Consider the following 17982-nt stretch of genomic DNA (forward strand, 5'->3'; position numbering starts at 1 on the left):
ACCGCGCGGTAAGGCTTCGACCTATGATTGATGCGGCACCCGAACAGATCGTTCCCGACAGCGAACACAAGGGCCTTGTCGCGCGCTTGCCGCAACCGTGGCGCAATTTTGCGCTGCTGGCGCGGTTTGACCGGCCCATCGGATGGTGGCTGCTGTTCTGGCCTTGCGCATGGGCGCTGTTCCTTGGCGGAGGCGGCCATCGCTGGGGCCTGCTGGCGTGGATGCTGCTGGGCGCTATCGCCATGCGCGGCGCAGGCTGCGTCTATAACGATATCGTCGATGCCGATCTTGACCGTAAGGTTGCGCGCACCGCGTCGCGCCCCGTGGCCAGTGGCGCGGTCCGCAAGAAGGCGGCGTGGGGCTGGCTGCTGGCGCTGTGCGCGGTGGGTCTTGTGGTGCTGGTGCAATTGCGCTGGCAGGCGCAGCTTGTGGCGCTGGGTAGTCTGGCGCTGGTCGCGGCCTATCCGTTTATGAAGCGGATTACCTGGTGGCCGCAGGCGTGGCTGGGCATCGTGTTTTCGTGGGGAGCGCCTACGGCCTGGTTCGCGGTTACGTCCGATAATGTTCCCGCCTTTGCAGCGCTTTACGCCGGATGCATCTGCTGGGTCATCGGATATGACACGATCTATGCCTTGCAGGACCGCGAAGACGATGCGCTGGTTGGCATCCGCTCATCCGCGCGGGCCATGGGCGGGCATGTGCAGGGCGGGGTGAGCGCGTTCTATGCCGCTGCCGTGGCGTTCTGGGCGCTGGCGTTCTGGCTGGTGCGTGAAGACACCTTGGCATTGGTGGCGTTGCTGCCCATGGCGGCGCATCTGGGCTGGCAGGTTTTGACGCTGAAACAGGACGATGGGCTGGACCCGCTGGTGAAGTTCCGCAGCAACCGTTTTGCCGGGCTGCTGATGGCAGCGGCCTGTTATGTGGTCGGCATGGCCTGATCGCCGAACAGGGCATCGTGCCGCGCACAGATTGCGGGCCAAAGCTGCGCGGCCTCTGGTGTGTCGAGAAGGAACAGGTCGCGCAGAACGCTCACCAGTTCGTCGACTGATGACAGTTCGCGGCGTTCTTCGCTGTGCTGCGTCACTTGCGACAGCATTTTGCCGCGCAGCATCAGGTAACGGTTCTCATCGCGGCGTTGCACAGCAAGGTTCTGCACAAAGACTGATTCGGGGGCTGTGCATTGCCAATGGCATAGCCGCGAAAGTTCATCTTCATTCGCAGATATGGCTTTGAAATCATAAGACATTGCTTGCGGTCCCAGAGTCACCGAAAGCCGCCACATGCCATCGTCGGTATGGCAAAGGCTCACAGGCAGCGGCGGCTGCATCCATTCGCCTGCCTCCAGCGGCAGTGGCGCGCCGATCCAGCTTCCGAACCCGACATCGACCAGCCGCAGCCCGTCACATTCCACCAGCAGCGCAAGGTGCGATCCCATGGCTTCATCGCCGCGCACCTGCCGCATTACCCCGGCGCTGATGCGGGTTACCGAAAAGCCGATGGCGGCCAGCGCTGCGCCCAGCACGCCGTTGTGTTCGTAACACCACCCGCCGCGCTGCTGTTCGACCAACTTGGTGAAGGCGGCCGCAGGATCGGTGGAAAGCTTACGGCCGAGTTGCACGTCGAGATTTTCGAACGGTACGCTGCGGACATGGGCGTGGACGATCCTGTCCAGCGTCGTCAGATCTGCCCGAACAGGTCCGGTAAACCCGATGCGTGTCAGATAGGCATCCAGTTGCGGATTGGTCAGCGCATCAACTGTCATGGCCGATACCCTTTTGATTAAACGGCGTTTTCCAGAAGTTCTACCGCGCCGCCAAGATCAACGCTGACAAGGCGCGATACGCCACGTTCGACCATGGTTACCCCGAACAGGCGGTGCATCCGGCTCATCGTCACGGCGTTGTGGGTGACGATCAGGTAGCGGGTCTTGGTTTCCTGCACCATCGCGTCCAGCAGGTCGCAGAAGCGTTCGATGTTGGCATCGTCCAGCGGGGCGTCCACTTCGTCCAGCACGCAGATGGGGGCGGGGTTGGTCAGGAAAAGCGCGAAGATCAGCGCGACTGCGGTCAGCGCCTGTTCCCCACCGGACAGAAGAGTCAGCGATTGCAGGCGCTTGCCGGGTGGTTGTGCGAAGATTTCGAGGCCTGCTTCCAGCGGATCGTCGCTGTCCACCAGCGCCAGATGCGCCTCACCGCCCCCGAACAGGCGAGAGAACAGGCGGCGGAAGTGGCCGTCGACGGCTTCGAATGCGGCGCGCAAGCGTTCGCGCCCTTCGCGGTTCAGGTTGCCGATCGACCCTCTAAGTCTATGAACAGCCTCGGTAAGTTCAGCTTGTTCGGCAACACTGGTGCCATGCCGCCCCTCGGCTTCGGCTAGTTCATCGGCGGCGACAAGGTTGACCGGACCAATGCGCTCCCGCTCTGCCGCCAAGCGGTCCATCGCGGCGGATTCATCACCTGCGCTTGCCACTTCGGCGGATGCGAAGCTGAAGCGTTCGGGAAGGATGGGGGGCGGGCATTGGAATCTTTCTCCTGAGATTCCAGCCATTTCCTGTCGGCGTGCATCCTCGTTTTCGGCGCGAGCGGCGGCACCGGCGCGGGCTTCGCGGGCGGTGGCGAGGGTTTCGTTGGCGGCGGACAATGCTGCATCACATTGTTTTGAATGAGTCTCTGCCTGTGTCAGCGCGGCTTCGGCAGAGGCAAGATCGTTCGCCAGACGGGTGCGGATGGCTTCACCCTGATCGATCTCGGCGATCAATCCGGCGGGTTTTGCCGCAGAAATTGCGCGTTCGGCTTCGAGTTCTTCGCGCCGTCCGGTCATTTCTGCGAGGCGTTTGGCGGCATCGCCTGCGCGGGCCTGCCATGCGCGGACGTCTCCCTTCAGGCCAGCAAGGCGTTCTTTTCCAACGGCAATTTGTTGGTCCAGTGCTGCTGCCGCCGCTGTCGATGCCTGCAAAGCGGTGCGATCGGCGTCGTTTTTGGCGCGGGCGGCGTCGAGGATGGCGCGTCCGGCGGCGGGATTGGGGAGGTGGTTGCGTTTTTCTTCGGCGCTGGCGAGTTCGGCCTGGGCCAGCGCGCGCTGTTCGGAGATATCTGATTGATTTCGGGCGATTTCTGCCTTGCGCTGGTCAAGCCGGGTGCGGGCGGCTTCGGCGGCGTCAAGCGCGCGCAGGGCGGCGCGTTCAGCGTCAGAGGCGGCAGAGATGGCTTTTTCGGTGATTCCGAGGCGTACCTGAACGGCACCTAAAGTGACACGGGCGTCCTCGAACGCAGCCTCGGCGGCCGTAACCGCGTCCCGAAGAGCCGGTAAACGCACCTGCAATTCGGCCAGTCGGTTCTGCGCTTCCAAAGCTGCCGCTTCAGCCGCACCTTCGCCCCGCGCGACGAAGCCGTCCCACCTTCTGAGGCGTCCCGATGTGGTGACCAACCATTCGCCCGGTTGCAGGATTTGTCCGTCATCCGAATCAACCACACGGACCAATGCAAGCCTTGGCGCAAGTTCGGCGGGGCACTGGGGGACGTGGGTGAGCAGCGAATCGGCAAGCGGTTGGGGCGAGGTGCCGCCGGTCCAGAAGCGGCCTTCGGCGTCATTGGGCGCGGGGCCAACCGGGGCCGTTGCATCGCGGCCCAACACGGCGGCGAGCGCGCGCTCGAAACCGGGGGCGACGCGGGTTCCGGAAATGGCGGACTGGCCGCGCCCTTTGGCGGCGGCGGCCTTTTCGCGGGCGGTCTTGTCGCGCAGCAGGGCGTCGGCTTCACGCTCGACGCCTGAAAGATCGGCGCGGGCTTGGGCGAGGGTGTTGCTGGCGCTGTCGCGAGCGGCGGAAAGGTCTTCGCGCTGGCGGGTGAAGTCGGCACGTTCGGCTTCGGCCTGGGCCAGTGCTTGCGCTGCTTGGGCGCGTTTTGCTTCTGCTTCAGCGATTTGCAGCGCAGGGTCGGCTTCGCGGGCAAGAGCATCAGCCTGTGCGCCAAGACGCGCTGCATCGGCATCAATGCGTGACAGGCGCTGGCGGGCGGCGGCGATGGCGGCTTCGGCCACGCGCCATTCGGCATCGATCCCGGCCTGTTCAGCCACGCGTTGGGCAAGCGCGACTTCGGCGGCGCGGGCGGCGCGGTCTGCATCGTCGGCAGCGGCGGCGAGGATGGGGCGGCGGGCGCCATCTTCGGCAAGGGCAGTTTCGGCAGAGGCAAGATCGGCGTCGAGCCGGGCCATGGCGGCGGCGGCGTCTTCGGTCAGCCGGTCGGCGCTGGCGCGGTCTTCCTCGATCCGGGCAAGCTGGCGGTCGATATCCTTTAGCCGCTGTTCGGCTGCTTCAAGCTGTGCGGTAAGCGCGGCCATCCGCTGGCCGTGGGCGGCGGCATCCTGACGGCGATCGAACAGATCGTCGCGGACTTTTGCCAAAGTTGCAGCGGCCTTGTGCTGCGCGCCCTGTGCCTGATTGGCGAGGAGGGCGGCGTTCTTTACCGCATCTTCCGCTGCGACAGCCTGTTTGCGGGCGGCATCGGCGGCGGCGGCGGCATCGCGCCAGCGGGCATAGACAAGGCGCGCTTCGGCAAGGCGGATCTTTTCGCTAACCGCGCGGTAGCGTTCTGCGGCGCGGGCCTGTTTGCGCAAGCTGGCGATCTGGCTTTCAAGGCCGGAGAGCAGGTCTTCCAACCGGGCGAGGTTGGTTTCGGTCGCGCGCAGCTTTTGTTCGGCATCGCGGCGGCGGACGTGCAGCCCGGCGATGCCTGCCGCTTCTTCCAGCATCATGCGCCGTTCGGCGGGCTTGGCGGCGATGACGGCGGCGATGCGGCCCTGGCTGACGAGGGCGGGGCTGTGTGCGCCGGTGGCGGCATCGGCAAAGACCAGCGCGACGTCTTTTGCCCGAACATCGCGCCCGTTGACGCGATAGGCGCTGCCCGCGCCGCGTTCGATCCGGCGGATGACTTCGAGTTCTTCACCGAACGGACCGCTGGGGTCAGTTTGCGCGGTGAGCATGACTTCGGCAAAGGCGCGGGCGGGCCGTGTGGCGGTACCGGCGAAGATCACGTCTTCCATGCCGCCACCGCGCATCGATTTGGCCGAGCTTTCGCCCATGACCCAGCGGATGGCTTCGAGCAGGTTGGATTTGCCGCAGCCGTTGGGGCCGACGACGCCGGTAAGGCCGGGTTCAATACGCAGTTCGGCAGGCTCGACAAAGCTCTTGAAGCCAGACAGCTTCAAGCGCTTGAACTGCACTGCCTTAGCCCCCCGGCCCCGCGCCGCGCCTTAGCGAGCGCCAGCCTTTTGCAGCAAGGGTTCAAATTCTTCCCATGTGGCGACACCGGCCTTGTTGCCATTGATGAAGAACGTGGGCGTGCCGGTGATGTCGTACTTCTTCGCCCAGTCTTCGTTGCGGGTGGCAAGCGAGGTGGCCTTGGCCGTGTCTGCAAGGCAGGTAGCGCCTTGGGCAGCGGCGATACCGCGCGAGGCGAAAAATTCGCTCATCCCCGTAACTTGCGCGATACCGGCAAAACGCTTTTCAGGCGGCAGAGTGTTGACCTGCTGCATGGCGGCTTCGTTGGCCTGCATCTTGGTGAACATTTCACGCTGCCAGCCCCAGAACTGTTCGGACAGCGGAATGGTGGCTTCGGGCGCGCCGCAGGTGGCCAGCAACACGGCGGGCATGTCGAGCGCGTTCAGCAGGAACAGGCGCAGTTCATAGGAAACGCGGCCCGATGCGATGTAATCATCGCGCAGCTTGGCAAACCCCTTTTCCGAGAAATCGGCGCAGTGCGAACAGGACAGCGCGCCATATTCGATGACCTTGATCGGGGCGTCGGGGTTGCCCATCAGGTAGCCGCCATCGGGCGTGGTGGCGAAGGTTTCAGCCCACGATTTGCCCGCGGGAGCCGCGATCTTGGCAATGGGTTCGGCGCTGGCCACTTCGCCGGTGGCGGCATCCTTCTTGTCACACGCGGCAAGGCCGAGGGTGAGGGGGAGCGTGGCAAGCAGGAGAGCGCGAGCGAACTTCATTATGACAGGTTTCCGTGTTTGCGGTGTTTGCACGCGACGCTAGCCGATTGTGGGGCGGGATTGAAGGGGCTTGCGCTGCATCAGCAGGGCAAGGCTGCTGGTGGCTACGATTGGCCCGATCCAGTCTGCCCATTGGTCGGCTTTGGCCCAGACGCGCAAATCGAACAGGCCCCACCATGGCATGTTGGCGCGAAGCCCCGCGCCGAATTGTTCGATCCAGCGATATTCGGCCTGTGCCACTTCGCGCCCGATGAAGTAGCCGCAGGCAAGCGCTGCGCCCGCCCACCAGTTGCGCGTGGACAGGCCGACCAGCGTTTGCAGGGCCAGTGCGACGAGGGCGTGTTCGATCAGTTCCATGCGGGTTCTCGTGTCGGGCTTTGAGGTGTTTGGCGGCCTTGTTGCAAAGGGCATGATCGCCAAAAGAAAAGGGGCGGTGGCCAAATGGCTCCGCCCCTTTTGCTTTGTCAGGCAAAGGCCCGATCAGGCAGCGACGACGCTGGCCTTGCGGATCACGCCGGGGTTTGCCGGCGGTTCGCCCTTGGGCAGCGCATCGACGTGTTCCATGCCGCTTTCGACCACGCCCCATACGGTGTACTGGCGATCAAGGAAGCGCGCATCATCGAAGCAGATGAAGAACTGGCTGTTAGCCGAGTGCGGATAGCTGGTGCGGGCCATCGAGCACACGCCGCGAACGTGCGGTTCGTCGTTGAATTCGGCCTTGAGGTCCGGCTTGTCAGAACCGCCCATGCCGGTGCCCTGCGGACAACCGCCCTGCGCCATGAAGCCGGGGATCACGCGATGGAATTTCACGCCATCGTAGAAGCCTTCACCGACCAGTTCCTTGATCCGTTCAACGTGACCGGGAGCAAGGTCGGGACGCAGTTTGATGACCACATCACCGGAATCGAGCGAGAGAACGAGGTTTTCGTCAGCCATTTGTCGCAATTCCTTCCTGTTTGGGCGTGGATATAGGGCGTTCGAAAATAAAGTCACGCATAGGACTGTCAGGCTGTTGCAATTGACGCACCGGAGGGTAACCCGCCGACTATGGAGCGCGACGAGGACATCATCGAAAACCTGCTCCCCGACGCGGACGACAGTGCCGTGGCGGACGAACTTTCGCGCCCTGCAGAATCATCGCGTCATGCCGAAAGTCTGGACGAGGAATACAATACCCTGCGCCCCGGTTTCGTGCGCAAGGTGGTCGACGCGCTGGAAGCAGGCGATGACGAAAAGGTGTATAACCTTGTCGAACCGCTGCATCCGGCGGACATTGCCGACCTGTTCGAGCTGGTCGATCAGGACGATCGCGTCGCGCTGGCCCGTGCCATTTCGGATTTGCTGGGCGGCGAAGTCTTTGCCGAACTGAACGATTATGTGCGCGAAAACCTGGTCGAGGAGCTTGATCCCGACGAGGTGGCCGAGCTTGCCGAACAGATGGAGACGGACGACGCCGTCGCCCTGATCGAGGATCTCGACGAGGAAGACCAGCAGGCCGTCCTTGCCGAGATGGAGCCGGAAGACCGCGCGGCCATCGAATCGGCGCTGTCGTTCCCGGAAGAAACTGCCGGCCGTCTGATGAGCCGCGACGTGATCGCGGTGCCCGAAACGATGACGGTTGGCGATCTGATCGATTTCCTGCGCCGCAACGATGATCTGCCTACCGAATTCTGGGAGGTGTTCATCGTCGACCACAAGCATCACCCGGTGGGCACATGCCAGCTTTCGTGGATTTTGCGCGCGCCGCGCAGTGTTGTGCTGGCCGATGTGATGAAGCGCGACCAGACGCTGATTCCGGTGGCGATGGATCAGGAAGAAGTGGCACTGCGCTTTCAGAAATACGCGCTGATTTCTGCCGCTGTGGTGGACGAAAGCGGGCGGTTGGTCGGGCAGATCACCGTCGACGATATCGTCCACATCATTCAGGAAGAGGCGAGCGAGGACATTCTGCGCCTGTCGGGTGCGGGCGATGGCGATATCAACGAGCCGATCCTGCTGACGGTGCGGACCCGCCTGACATGGCTTGTGGTGAATCTGGGCACGGCGCTGGTGGCGGCATCGGTGGTGGGGATGTTCCAGGGCGCGATTGCGCGGTTTGCGCTGCTGGCGGTGCTGATGCCGATTGTTTCGGGCATGGGTGGCAATGCGGGAACGCAGACGCTGGCCGTGGTGGTGCGCGCGATTGCGACCAATCAGCTGACCAGTTCCAACACCGTGCGCATGATCCTGCGCGAATTGCGCATCGCGGCGACGAATGGCACCGCGCTGGGCCTGTTGATCGGTTCGGCGACGGGGCTGCTGTTTGCAAACCCGCTGCTGGGCGCGGTGATTGGCACCGCCATGGTCATCAACAATCTGGTGGCAGGGCTGGCCGGAATCATGGTTCCGGTCACGCTCGACCGGCTTAAGGTGGACCCTGCGGTTTCGTCGGCCGTGTTCGTGACCATGGCGACCGACGTGATGGGCTTTTTCTCGTTCCTGGGGCTTGCCGTGTTGAGTGGGCTGGCTGGGTAACGATCAGTTCAGCCGGGCGAGCAACTGGGGTTTCAATGAGGCCCAGTCGTGCGTTCCGGCCAGCAGCACGCCATCGACCATGAAGCTGGGGGTGCCAGTGACGCCCAGCTTTTCCACCGCAGCGTCGGTTTGTGCGGCAAGTTTGTTGGCCAGTGCTTCATTGGCGAGGCAGCGGTCCATAGTCGGGCGATCCATCCCGCGTGCGGCCATGAATTCATAGAACTTGAAATCGCTGGCGATGGCGCGGGTGCGGGCGGCGAAAGCGCCCGTGGTCCAGCGCTGGCGCTGTGATGCGGTGCTGCTGGTCAGCGGGCCGATCCACTGCGATTGGCTGCGCATGAAGGCGGTGTGCAGGGTGAAGAAGCGGTTGGCGGGCACGCAATTGGTGATGAGCGCGACGGTCATGTCGATGGGATCGCGCACGAAATTGCGCACTTCGACCGCGCCCTTGCCGGGGCCGACCAGCCCCAGTTTCAATTGGCCTTCGGATTCGACTTCGAAATGGGCGCAGTGGGGGCAGGTATAGCTGACAAATTCGACCAGCCGCAGCTTGGCCGCAGGATTGCCGAGGATGTGATAGCCTTCAGGCGTGGCGGTGCCGGTGACGGCCCAGTTGGCAATGCGGGGCGTGGGGCGTGAGGGCTTGGTTGCGCCGGTCAGCGTGAGCGCGGCGGCGAAAGCCAAAGTGGTGGTAGCGAATTTGCGGATCATGCGGCCCTTCTTCCCCATTTCAGGCATTCCCCTTGGCGGCGCTTTCCAGACTGCGCGCAAGTGATTCAAGCACGGTGCGCAGTTCAGGATCGCCAATGTCGCGCAGCGATTCCCCCAGTTCCATCGGGATGGGCTTGAGCGAAGGCGGCGCGGTGCGCGGCGCATCCTTGGACTTTGGTGCCTGAACCACGCCTTGCCGGATTTTGACCCGTGCCACGGCATTATACCCGAAGAACCGGTTCACCCGGTCCATGATTTCGGGGATCACATGCTGGATGATGGGGGCGTGGGCGTGGTTGACCACCAGTTGCAGGATGCCTTCGGACTTTTCCCCCGGCGGAAAGCGGATCGATTCCGGCGTGCAGTGGCGGGCGTGGCGTTCGCCCACGATTTCTGGCCAGCGGGTGACCACGCTGGACTGCACAAAGCCAAAGCGGCGGAAGGCGGTGCGACCGATGGCGGGCATAAGATCGGCAATCTGGCGCGCTTCACCGCCGCGCGGGCGTTCATAGACCTTTACCGCCGATTTCTGGGCAGGTTTGCCTTTGCGTTTTGCTGGGTCCGAAGGGGTGCGTTCCATCTTGCCCGTCGCCATGCCATAGCGGCGCGATGCAGGCCAGAGGACAAGTCCCCGTTTTGTTCAATCCCGATCTGATCGCAGGCAAATTGCTGGAATGGTATGATGCCCACGCGCGGCGTTTGCCATGGCGCAGGCTGCCGGGAGAGCCGTTGCAGGAGCCATACCGGGTGTGGCTGTCCGAAGTGATGCTGCAACAGACCACGGTGGCGGCGGTGGGGCCGTATTTCGCCAAATTTATGGACCGCTGGCCGACCGTGAACGATCTGGCCGCGGCGGACGATGCCGATGTGATGGCGGCGTGGGCAGGCCTTGGATATTATGCACGCGCGCGCAATCTGCTGGCCTGTGCGCGGGCGGTGGCGGCGATGGGCGGGGTGTTTCCTGATAGCGAGCCTGCCTTGCGCGCGCTGCCGGGGCTGGGCGATTATACGGCGGCGGCGGTGGCGGCGATTGCGTTTGGCCAGCGCGCGGTGGTGGTGGACGCCAATGTCGAGCGGGTGGTGGCGCGACTGTTTGCGATAGAGCAGCCCTTGCCCGGTGCGCGGCCCGCGATCCGGCTGGCGACGGGACAGGTGACGCCGGAGACGCGCGCGGGCGATTTTGCCCAAGCGATGATGGATCTGGGCGCGACGGTGTGCACGGCGCGGTCGCCCCGCTGCATGTTGTGCCCGTTGCGGGCTGATTGTCAGGGCTATGCCCACGGATCGCCCGAACGCCTGCCGGTGAAGGCGGCCAAGAAGGCCAAGCCGGTGCGGCAGGGGCGGGCGTTCTGGGTGGAGCGCGACGGCAAGGTTCTGCTGGTGCAAAGGCCGGGGCGCGGGATGCTGGGGGGGATGCGCGCGCTGCCCGACGATGGCTGGTCGGCCAAGGGGGATGGCGCCGAAGGCTTGCCGGGTGAGTGGCGCTGCGGCGGGGTGGTGCGGCACAGCTTCACCCATTTCGATCTTGAATTGCAATTGATGCTTTGTGACGCGGCGGAAATGGATAGTCTGCCCGCGGGAGAATGGTGGCCGGTCGAGGGAATCGAGGCTGCCGGATTGCCGACCGTGTTTGCCAAGGCGGCGCGGCTGGCGATTGCAGAGAAAAAGGGCTGAGAATGCAGGCGATGCTGGTTTCGCGCCGCGGTTTTGTGGGCAGCTTGGGCGCGCTGGCGGGCACGGCGCTGCTGCCGCGCGTGGGCTGGGCGAATGCGGCGGCTGAGGCGCGGTTTCCGCATGTTACGCGCATGATCGACAGCTATGTCGCATCGGGCAAGTTGCCGGGCATGATCGCCGCGCTGGGGCAGGGAGCGTCTGCTGCGCCGTTCGACATTGCGCGTGGGGCGCTGGCCAAGGGCGAAGGCGTGGCCTCGGTCGATCTGGACAGCCTGTTCCGTATCTATTCGATGACCAAGCCGATTACCGGCATGGCGGCGACGATGCTGGTGGATGAAGGCAAGCTACGGCTGGACCAGCCGATTGCCGACCTGCTGCCGGCCTATGGCAAGATGCAGGTGCAGGTGACGGCGGATGGATCGATCACCGATTTGCGCCCGTCCAAGGGCCAGATCACGGTCCGGCATCTGCTGACGCATACGGCGGGGTTGGGCTATTCGATCATCCAGAAAGGACCGATCCGGGACGCCTATATCAGCGCGGGGCTGGTGCCGGGGCAGGCGAGCCGGATGCCGCTGCCGGGAATGGATGCACCCAAGCCGCTGAAGAGTCTGGCCGAATTTGCCGATGTGCTGGCAACGATGCCGCTGGTTTATGAACCCGGCACGGTATGGAGCTATTCGGTGGGGCTGGACCTGCTGGGTCGGGTGATCGAAGTCGCGTCGGGCCAGTCGTTCGATGCGTTTCTGGCAGAGCGGGTGTTTGCTCCGTGCGGCATGACGTCGACATGGTTCCGCGTTCCAGAGGCGCAAGTGGCGCGGCTTTCCACCAATTATGCGGTGGCGGGCGGGTTGCTGTTGCCAATCGATCCGGCAAAGTCGTCGATCTATCTTGACCCGCCGCCCTATCCGTTTGGCGGGGCGGGGCTGGTGTCATCGCCGCGCGATTATGATCGGTTCTTGCGGATGCTGCTGGGCTTTGGCCGGATCGACGGGCGACAGGTGATGAGTGAGGCGGCGGTGCGGATGGGCACCAGCAACCTGTTGCCGGTGGGCACCGATCTTTCGCAATCGTTCATCAAGGGCAACGGATTTGGCGCAGGCGGATCGGTCGGGCTGGGTCACGATGCCGGGACGTATGGCTGGGCGGGCGCTGCCGGGACGGTGGGCTTCGTGAACTTCCGCGCTGGCGTGCGCGCCGGGATCTATACCCAATATATGCCGTCTGCCGCCTATCCGGTGCATACGGAATTTGCGCAGGCCGTGCTGGCCGACATTACAGAAAAGAAGGCTGCAGCCTGATGGATACGACAATTGCCTTTGCCGGTAGCGGGCTGGACCGCGCTGACCATATCCGCGCCGATGCCGACCGGCTGGCCGGGCTGATGAACTGGCGCGCGCGACTGTTGAAGCTGGAAGGGATCGATCCGGTGATCGCGCCTGATGGCGGGTTGGAATGGGGCACGCTGGCCGATGCCGATCCGGCGGCGGAGCTGGTGTTTCTGGGGCTGGCCGAGGATGGGCGCGGCTGTTTTGCACAAGTGACACCTGCCATCGTGGGCAGCGTGGCCCCGCCCAATCCGCGCTTGTGGGCGGCAATGGGGATGTTGGGGCCGCGGGATCTTTCGATCTATGGCGGTGCGCGTTCGCTTGTGGACTGGCATGCGCGACACAGGTTTTGCGCGCGGTGTGGATCGGCCACCGAACTGCGCAAGGGCGGTTGGCAGCGGTCCTGCGTGAACGAGGCGTGCAAGGCCGAGCATTTCCCGCGCGTCGATCCGGTGACGATAATGACGGTGGAGTGCGAGGGCGAACTGCTGCTGGGCCGCCAGCCGCGCTTTCCGCCGCGCCGTTATTCTGCGCTGGCGGGCTTTGTCGAGCCGGGCGAAGGGCTGGAAGATGCAGTGCGGCGCGAAGTGCTGGAAGAAGCGGGCGTCAAGGTGGGCCGGGTGGACTATGTGGCCAGCCAGCCCTGGCCGTTTCCATCGTCGCTGATGATCGCGTGTCATGCCGAGGCGAGCGACAAGGCGCTGGTGATCGACACCACCGAACTGGACGACGCGCGCTGGTTTACACGCGAGGACGTGCGTTATGCCATGACTGGCGCGGAAGACGGTGCGTTCATCGCCCCGCCGCCGTTTGCCGTGGCGCATCACCTGCTGAAATGGTGGCTGACGCGATGACGGCTGAGGGGAGCGTGCCAGTTACGCTGGATATCTGGTCGGATGTGATGTGCCCGTGGTGCGTGATCGGGCTGAACCAGTTGGACCGGGCGCTGGCCGGGATGGGCGATGAAGTGGCCGCCACGGTGCGGTTCCACCCGTTCGAACTGAACCCTGACATGGGCGAAGAAGGTGAGGAGCAGGCGGCGCATATTCAGCGCAAATATGGCCGCACGCCAGACCAATCCGCCGGCGTGCGCGAGACATTGAAGCAGACCGGGGCACGCGCAGGCTATTCGTTCGAATATACCGGCGAGGGAGAGGTCCCTCCCGCGATGATGTGGAACACGCGGATGGCACACCGCCTGTTGATGTGGGCCTTGCGCGATTTCGGGCCTGAGGTGCAGGTGCGGTTGAAGCGCGCGCTGTTTGATGCGCATTTCAAGGCGCGGCGCAATGTTTCTGACCCGGAAGTGCTGGCCGATGTGGCGGTGGCGGCAGGCCTTGACCGGGTGGGCGCGCTATCGGCACTGATAGACCCTGAAATCGACGCGATGGTGACGGCGGGCCAGCGGCAGGCGTGGGACTGGAACGTGACCGGGGTGCCTGCGGTGATCATCAACGGAAAGCTGATTGTTCCCGGCGCGCAGGAGCCAGAGGTTTATGCCGACCTGATTAGGAAGGTTGTGACGCGGGAGGCGGCGGGATTGGCCTGAGGCTGTTGGCGCTTCAAAACAAGGCCTCACCCCGGATCAGGTCTGGGGCGACGTAAGGTTGTGTGGGAGTGAGATGCGGGAGAGTTGGTCCCCGCTGGCGGTCTTTTTCAGACCAGACCCAGCTTGGCTAGGTCGGCGGCGATCTGGGCGGGCAGGACTTCACCCGTCTCGCCATCGCCAAGGTCGGCGGGCGCGTCGGCTTGTTCCAGATAGCGCCAGCCCTGGTGGGCGCGGCGGGGTTTGGGGTGGACTTCGACCAGTTTGGTGCTGACCACGATGTTCGTGCGGCCACCTTCCGCTTCTTCGAAGCCGACGATTTCGGAGCGGGCGACAAGTTGGTGCTTGTGAATCCAGTAAAGCGAACCGCCGATCATTTCATCGGCACGCTTGGGGCGATTGCGGGTAGTGAGATAGGCCAGTTTGGCCCCGCCACGGCGGCCGTTTTCCGAAAACCATTCGTGGATTTCGGCCAATGATTGCGCGCCATAGGCGACCTTGGTCATGTTCAGCGGCATGGTGTGATCCAGATGGGATGGCCGGTGCCGGTTGGCAAGCGCAATGGCAGGGGGAGGATATGCCCTTTCAGGCAGACAAGCTTCAGGCCGAAAGACGCCGCACCGCTTCATCCTGCGCGATCAGGGGCAGCAGCATGGCCATTTCGGGACCGTGATCCTGCCCGGTCAGCGCCTGACGCAAGGGCAGGAATAGGGTTTTGCCTTTTCGTCCGGTGCTGTCTTTCAGCGCGGCGGTAAGGGCGCGCCACGGGTCTGCCGCCCAGTCGAGCGTGGCAGCGGTGGCTGCGGCGGTGGACAGGAAGGCCCGGGTTTCATCGTCAAAGGTGGGCGCGGTGACCGGGCCGGTCACGACCTGCCACCAGTCCTTCGCCTCATCAATGTGGGCAAGGTTGGGGCGGATGGCATCCCACGCCGTTTCGCCCATGCCCGATGGCAGCAGGTGCGCGACGCGGGCATAGGGCAGGTGGTGGACGATCTGGGCGTTGACGCGATGCAGGTCAGCCTCGTCAAAGCGGGCGGGCGCGCGGCCAAAGCGCGACAGATCGAAACTGGCGGCAAGGGCTGCGGCATCGAGCGCGGGATCGACCGGATCGGACGTGCCAAGGCGGGCGAGCAGGGCGACGATGGCTTCGGGTTCGATGCCCTGTTCGCGGAAATCGGCCATGCCCAGCGCGCCCAGACGCTTGGACAATTTGCCTTCGCTGCCGGTGAGCAGGGCTTCATGGGCGAAGCGCGGCGGGGTTGTGCCGAGCGCGGTGAACATCTGGATCTGCGTGGCGGTGTTGGAAACGTGGTCTTCGCCGCGCAGAACGTCGGTCACGCCCATGGCCACGTCATCGATGGCAGAGGGCAGCATGTAGAGCCATGAACCGTCGGCGCGGCGGATGACCGGGTCGGACATCTGGCGCGGGTCGAAGTTCTGAGGCCCACGAATGCCATCGTCCCAGGTAATCGGCTGATCGTGGTCGAGCAGGAAGCGGTAGTGCGGCTTTTCGCCCGCTGCTGCCTTTGCCGCGTGGTCTTCTTCGGTAAGCTTCAGGGCGGCGCGATCATAGATGGGGGGCAGGCCGCGGCCCAGCAGCACCTTGCGGCGCAGGTCGAGTTCCTGCGCGGTTTCGTAACAGCGGTAGATGCGTCCTGCGGCGGTGAGGCGTTCAAATTCGCATTCGTAGAGTTCAAAGCGGGCCGACTGGCGCTCTTCACCTTCGGGGTTCAGACCCAGCCATGCCAGATCGGCGCGGATCGCTTCGACGTATTCCTCGCGGCTGCGGGCGGCATCGGTATCGTCGATGCGCAGCAGGAACTTGCCACCGGTCTTCTTTGCCAGCAGCCAGTTGTGCAGCGCGGTGCGGACGTTGCCGACGTGGAGCTTTCCGGTGGGCGACGGGGCGAAGCGGGTTACGGTGGTCATGGTCCATGCCCCTATCGCGCCGGAGCGCGAAGGGCCAGAGGGTTCGGCAGGACGCGATCAGGGGGCGGGGATCAGCGCAACCGCGTGGACGGTGGATTCGTACAGGGCATTGTGGCGGTCTGCGCGGACGAAACCGTCGATGGCATCGGCAAACAGCGGGCGGTTGGCACCGGCGGCGGCGCGGACCAGTGTGGCGAGCGTCGCTTCATCGGGTGTCATCGACAGGCAGCAGGGGCGGTTGACCATGAAAGGTTCGGGCCAGACCTGCTTGATCGTGGCGACAAGGCCGTGGACCGCACAGGCGGCTTCGACGCTGCGATAGCGCTGGGCCAGATCGGGCACCGGATCGCGCCCGGCGTTTTCGAACAGGGCGCACAGGCGCATGGCCATAACGATGTGCAGGCCGGTGAGATTGAGGCCGCGCACATCCTGCGGACGGGCAAGCGCGGCGATTAGCGGAGCGAAACGGGTGGTGGAAGCGCTTTGAGACATCAGGCTTTCCTTCTTGCGAGCGAATCGCAAGTTAGGGTGGCGCCTTTCGTTCGTCAATGCGAATCATTCGCAATAATATCAGCCCGTGCGGAAACCATGGGTGATGGGGTAGCGGCGATCGCGGCCATAGTTGCGCGCGCCCAGTTTCACGCCGGGAGGGGCCTGACGGCGCTTGTATTCGGCCAGATGTAGCAGGCGTTCGATGCGGACCACAGTGGCGCGGTCGAACCCTTCGGCAACGATCTGGTCCACGCTCTTTTCCTGTTCGACAAGGCCAAGCAGCACGGCATCGAGCACGTCATAGGGAGGCAGCGAATCCGAATCCTTCTGGTCGGGGCGCAGTTCGGCGCTGGGCGGTTTGGTGATGATCCGTTCGGGCATGACCGGACCATCGGGACCGAGGCCGATTTTCGGGCGATGGGCGTTGCGCCACGTCGACACGGCGAAAACCGTGGTCTTGTAGGCGTCTTTCAGCGGGTTGTAGCCGCCGTTCATGTCGCCATAGATGGTGGCGTAGCCGACGCTCATCTCGCTTTTGTTGCCTGTGGTGACCAGCATCGGGCCGAACTTGTTGGACAGGGCCATCAAGGTAACGCCGCGAATGCGCGACTGGATGTTTTCTTCGGTCAGATCGGGCTGTTTGCCGGTGAAGGCCGGTGCCAGCATCTGCCCGAAGGCACCGACAGCGGGCACGATGGACACGGTATCCAGCTTTACCCCCAGCATTCTGGCGCAGCCTTCGGCGTCATCAAGGCTTTCCTGGCTGGTGTATTCGCTGGGCATCATCACACACCACACCCGGTCCGCGCCCAAGGCATCGACCGCGATGGCCGCGCAGATAGCCGAATCGATCCCGCCCGACAGGCCAAGGACAACGCCGGGGAAGCGGTTCTTGTTCACATAGTCGCGCAGGGCCATGACCATGGCGCAGTAGATATCTTCGGGATGTTCGGCGAGGTCATGGACTTCGCCCGGTTCGCACCGCCAGCGCGAACCGGAACCGCGTGCGGTCTGCGTCCAGACGGTGGTGACGATGGATTCTTCCCAATCGGGCATCTGCACCCACAGCGCGCCTTCGGGACCGACGACGAAGCTGGCGCCATCGAACACGATTTCATCCTGCCCGCCGACGCGGTTGAGATAGGCCAGCGGAATGCCGGTATCGATGGCGCGACGCTTGGCCACGCCATCGATGCGCAGCACGTCCTTGTCGATTTCGTAGGGGCTGCCGTTGACGCAGATGAAGATTTCCGCGCCCAGTTCGGCCAGATGGCGGCAGACATCGGGGTGCCAGATGTCTTCGCAGATCGGCAGGCCCAGCATCGCGCCTTTGAACAGCACCGGTTCGGGCAGCGGACCGGGCATGAAATAGCGCTTTTCATCGAAGGTGCCGTAATTGGGCAGTTCGTATTTGAAGCGGGTTGCGGCGATGCGGCCGCCTTCGAGCAGGGCCACGCCATTGTGCAGCGCGCCGTCGCGCACGAAGACCGAACCGACCAGCATGGCCGGGCCACCATCGGCGGTCACTTCGGCCAGCTTCTGCAATTCCACCGCCGCGCGCTGCACCAGCGCGGGCTTCATGATGAGGTCTTCGGGCGGATAGCCAATCAATTGCAGTTCTGGGAACACGATCAGATCGGCGTCGCCCACCTTTTCGCGCGCGGCGAGCATGGCCGCAGCATTGGCGGCAAGGTCGCCAACCGACTGGTTGAGCTGGGCGAGGGCGATGCGGAGTGTTTCTGCCATGGTGTAACCACTAGGCGGCAACACGGGGGTGCCGCAAGAGTTGCA

Annotated in this window: 17 protein-coding genes; 6 read left to right on the top strand and 11 right to left on the bottom strand. The window is 64.1% G+C overall.

Annotated features, from left to right (window positions below):
- Positions 1-23: 23 nt before the first annotated feature.
- Complete coding sequence (ubiA, locus tag OVA07_RS08990) at positions 24-938, top strand: 4-hydroxybenzoate octaprenyltransferase (RefSeq protein WP_268171102.1); 915 nt, start codon at positions 24-26, stop codon at positions 936-938.
- On the opposite strand, the gene OVA07_RS08995 is transcribed toward ubiA, so the two are convergent.
- The 5 genes from OVA07_RS08995 to OVA07_RS09015 form a co-directional block, all read right to left on the bottom strand.
- Positions 917-1762 carry an arylamine N-acetyltransferase family protein gene (locus tag OVA07_RS08995; RefSeq protein WP_268171103.1) on the bottom strand — a complete coding sequence of 282 codons (846 nt, stop codon included), beginning with the start codon at positions 1760-1762 and terminating at the stop codon, positions 917-919. The two genes, ubiA and OVA07_RS08995, sit on opposite strands and share 22 nt — an antisense overlap.
- Positions 1763-1779: 17 nt before the next feature.
- Positions 1780-5220 carry a chromosome segregation SMC family protein gene (locus OVA07_RS09000; RefSeq protein ID WP_268171104.1) on the bottom strand — a complete coding sequence of 1147 codons (3441 nt, stop codon included), beginning with the start codon at positions 5218-5220 and terminating at the stop codon, positions 1780-1782.
- 30 nt (positions 5221-5250) lie between these two features.
- Positions 5251-5997 carry a thioredoxin domain-containing protein gene (locus OVA07_RS09005; protein ID WP_268171105.1) on the bottom strand — a complete coding sequence of 249 codons (747 nt, stop codon included), beginning with the start codon at positions 5995-5997 and terminating at the stop codon, positions 5251-5253.
- Positions 5998-6036: 39 nt separating this feature from the next.
- On the bottom strand, positions 6037-6354 hold the full coding sequence (locus OVA07_RS09010; protein WP_268171106.1) for a hypothetical protein: 318 nt from the start codon (positions 6352-6354) through the stop codon (positions 6037-6039).
- A gap of 123 nt (positions 6355-6477) precedes the next feature.
- Positions 6478-6933: a peptidylprolyl isomerase gene (locus tag OVA07_RS09015; protein WP_268171107.1), complete on the bottom strand. Its 456-nt coding sequence runs from the start codon at positions 6931-6933 to the stop codon at positions 6478-6480.
- Positions 6934-7044: 111 nt separating this feature from the next.
- On the opposite strand from OVA07_RS09015, the gene mgtE reads away from it, so the two are divergent.
- Positions 7045-8511 carry a magnesium transporter gene (gene mgtE / locus OVA07_RS09020; protein ID WP_268171108.1) on the top strand — a complete coding sequence of 489 codons (1467 nt, stop codon included), beginning with the start codon at positions 7045-7047 and terminating at the stop codon, positions 8509-8511.
- Between the two features lie 3 nt (positions 8512-8514).
- Here mgtE and OVA07_RS09025 read toward each other — a convergent pair whose 3' ends face one another.
- Positions 8515-9222, bottom strand: a complete 708-nt coding sequence (locus tag OVA07_RS09025) for a DsbA family protein (protein WP_268171109.1) — start codon at positions 9220-9222, stop codon at positions 8515-8517.
- A gap of 19 nt (positions 9223-9241) precedes the next feature.
- The gene (locus tag OVA07_RS09030; RefSeq protein ID WP_268171110.1) at positions 9242-9802 is read right to left on the bottom strand and encodes a DUF721 domain-containing protein; all 561 of its coding nucleotides are present in this window, start codon (positions 9800-9802) and stop codon (positions 9242-9244) included.
- A 29-nt stretch (positions 9803-9831) separates the two neighbouring features.
- Here OVA07_RS09030 and mutY point away from each other — a divergent pair, with 29 nt between their 5' ends.
- Genes mutY through OVA07_RS09050 form a run of 4 tightly spaced genes read left to right on the top strand, consistent with a single transcriptional unit; the run spans position 9832 to position 13773 of the window.
- Positions 9832-10896: an A/G-specific adenine glycosylase gene (gene mutY, locus OVA07_RS09035; RefSeq protein ID WP_268171111.1), complete on the top strand. Its 1065-nt coding sequence runs from the start codon at positions 9832-9834 to the stop codon at positions 10894-10896.
- Positions 10897-10898: 2 nt separating this feature from the next.
- Positions 10899-12197 carry a serine hydrolase domain-containing protein gene (locus OVA07_RS09040; RefSeq protein WP_268171112.1) on the top strand — a complete coding sequence of 433 codons (1299 nt, stop codon included), beginning with the start codon at positions 10899-10901 and terminating at the stop codon, positions 12195-12197.
- On the top strand, positions 12197-13078 hold the full coding sequence (gene nudC, locus OVA07_RS09045; RefSeq protein WP_268171113.1) for an NAD(+) diphosphatase: 882 nt from the start codon (positions 12197-12199) through the stop codon (positions 13076-13078). The genes OVA07_RS09040 and nudC overlap by 1 nt, the downstream gene beginning before the upstream one ends.
- Positions 13075-13773: a DsbA family oxidoreductase gene (locus OVA07_RS09050; RefSeq protein WP_268171114.1), complete on the top strand. Its 699-nt coding sequence runs from the start codon at positions 13075-13077 to the stop codon at positions 13771-13773. The genes nudC and OVA07_RS09050 overlap by 4 nt, the downstream gene beginning before the upstream one ends.
- A gap of 107 nt (positions 13774-13880) precedes the next feature.
- Here the strand turns inward: OVA07_RS09050 and OVA07_RS09055 are convergent, their stop codons facing one another.
- From OVA07_RS09055 to OVA07_RS09070, 4 genes are all read right to left on the bottom strand, one after another.
- Complete coding sequence (locus OVA07_RS09055; protein WP_268171115.1) at positions 13881-14288, bottom strand: DUF1489 domain-containing protein; 408 nt, start codon at positions 14286-14288, stop codon at positions 13881-13883.
- An 82-nt stretch (positions 14289-14370) separates the two neighbouring features.
- Positions 14371-15699 carry a glutamate--tRNA ligase gene (gene gltX, locus OVA07_RS09060; protein ID WP_268171116.1) on the bottom strand — a complete coding sequence of 443 codons (1329 nt, stop codon included), beginning with the start codon at positions 15697-15699 and terminating at the stop codon, positions 14371-14373.
- Between the two features lie 57 nt (positions 15700-15756).
- Complete coding sequence (locus OVA07_RS09065; RefSeq protein ID WP_268171117.1) at positions 15757-16191, bottom strand: hypothetical protein; 435 nt, start codon at positions 16189-16191, stop codon at positions 15757-15759.
- 78 nt (positions 16192-16269) lie between these two features.
- Entirely contained in the window at positions 16270-17937 is a 1668-nt protein-coding gene (locus OVA07_RS09070) for an NAD+ synthase (protein WP_268171118.1), read from the bottom strand.
- Positions 17938-17982: the final 45 nt, after the last annotated feature.

The sequence above is a fragment of the Novosphingobium sp. SL115 genome, from assembly GCF_026672515.1.
Classification (GTDB): domain Bacteria; phylum Pseudomonadota; class Alphaproteobacteria; order Sphingomonadales; family Sphingomonadaceae; genus Novosphingobium.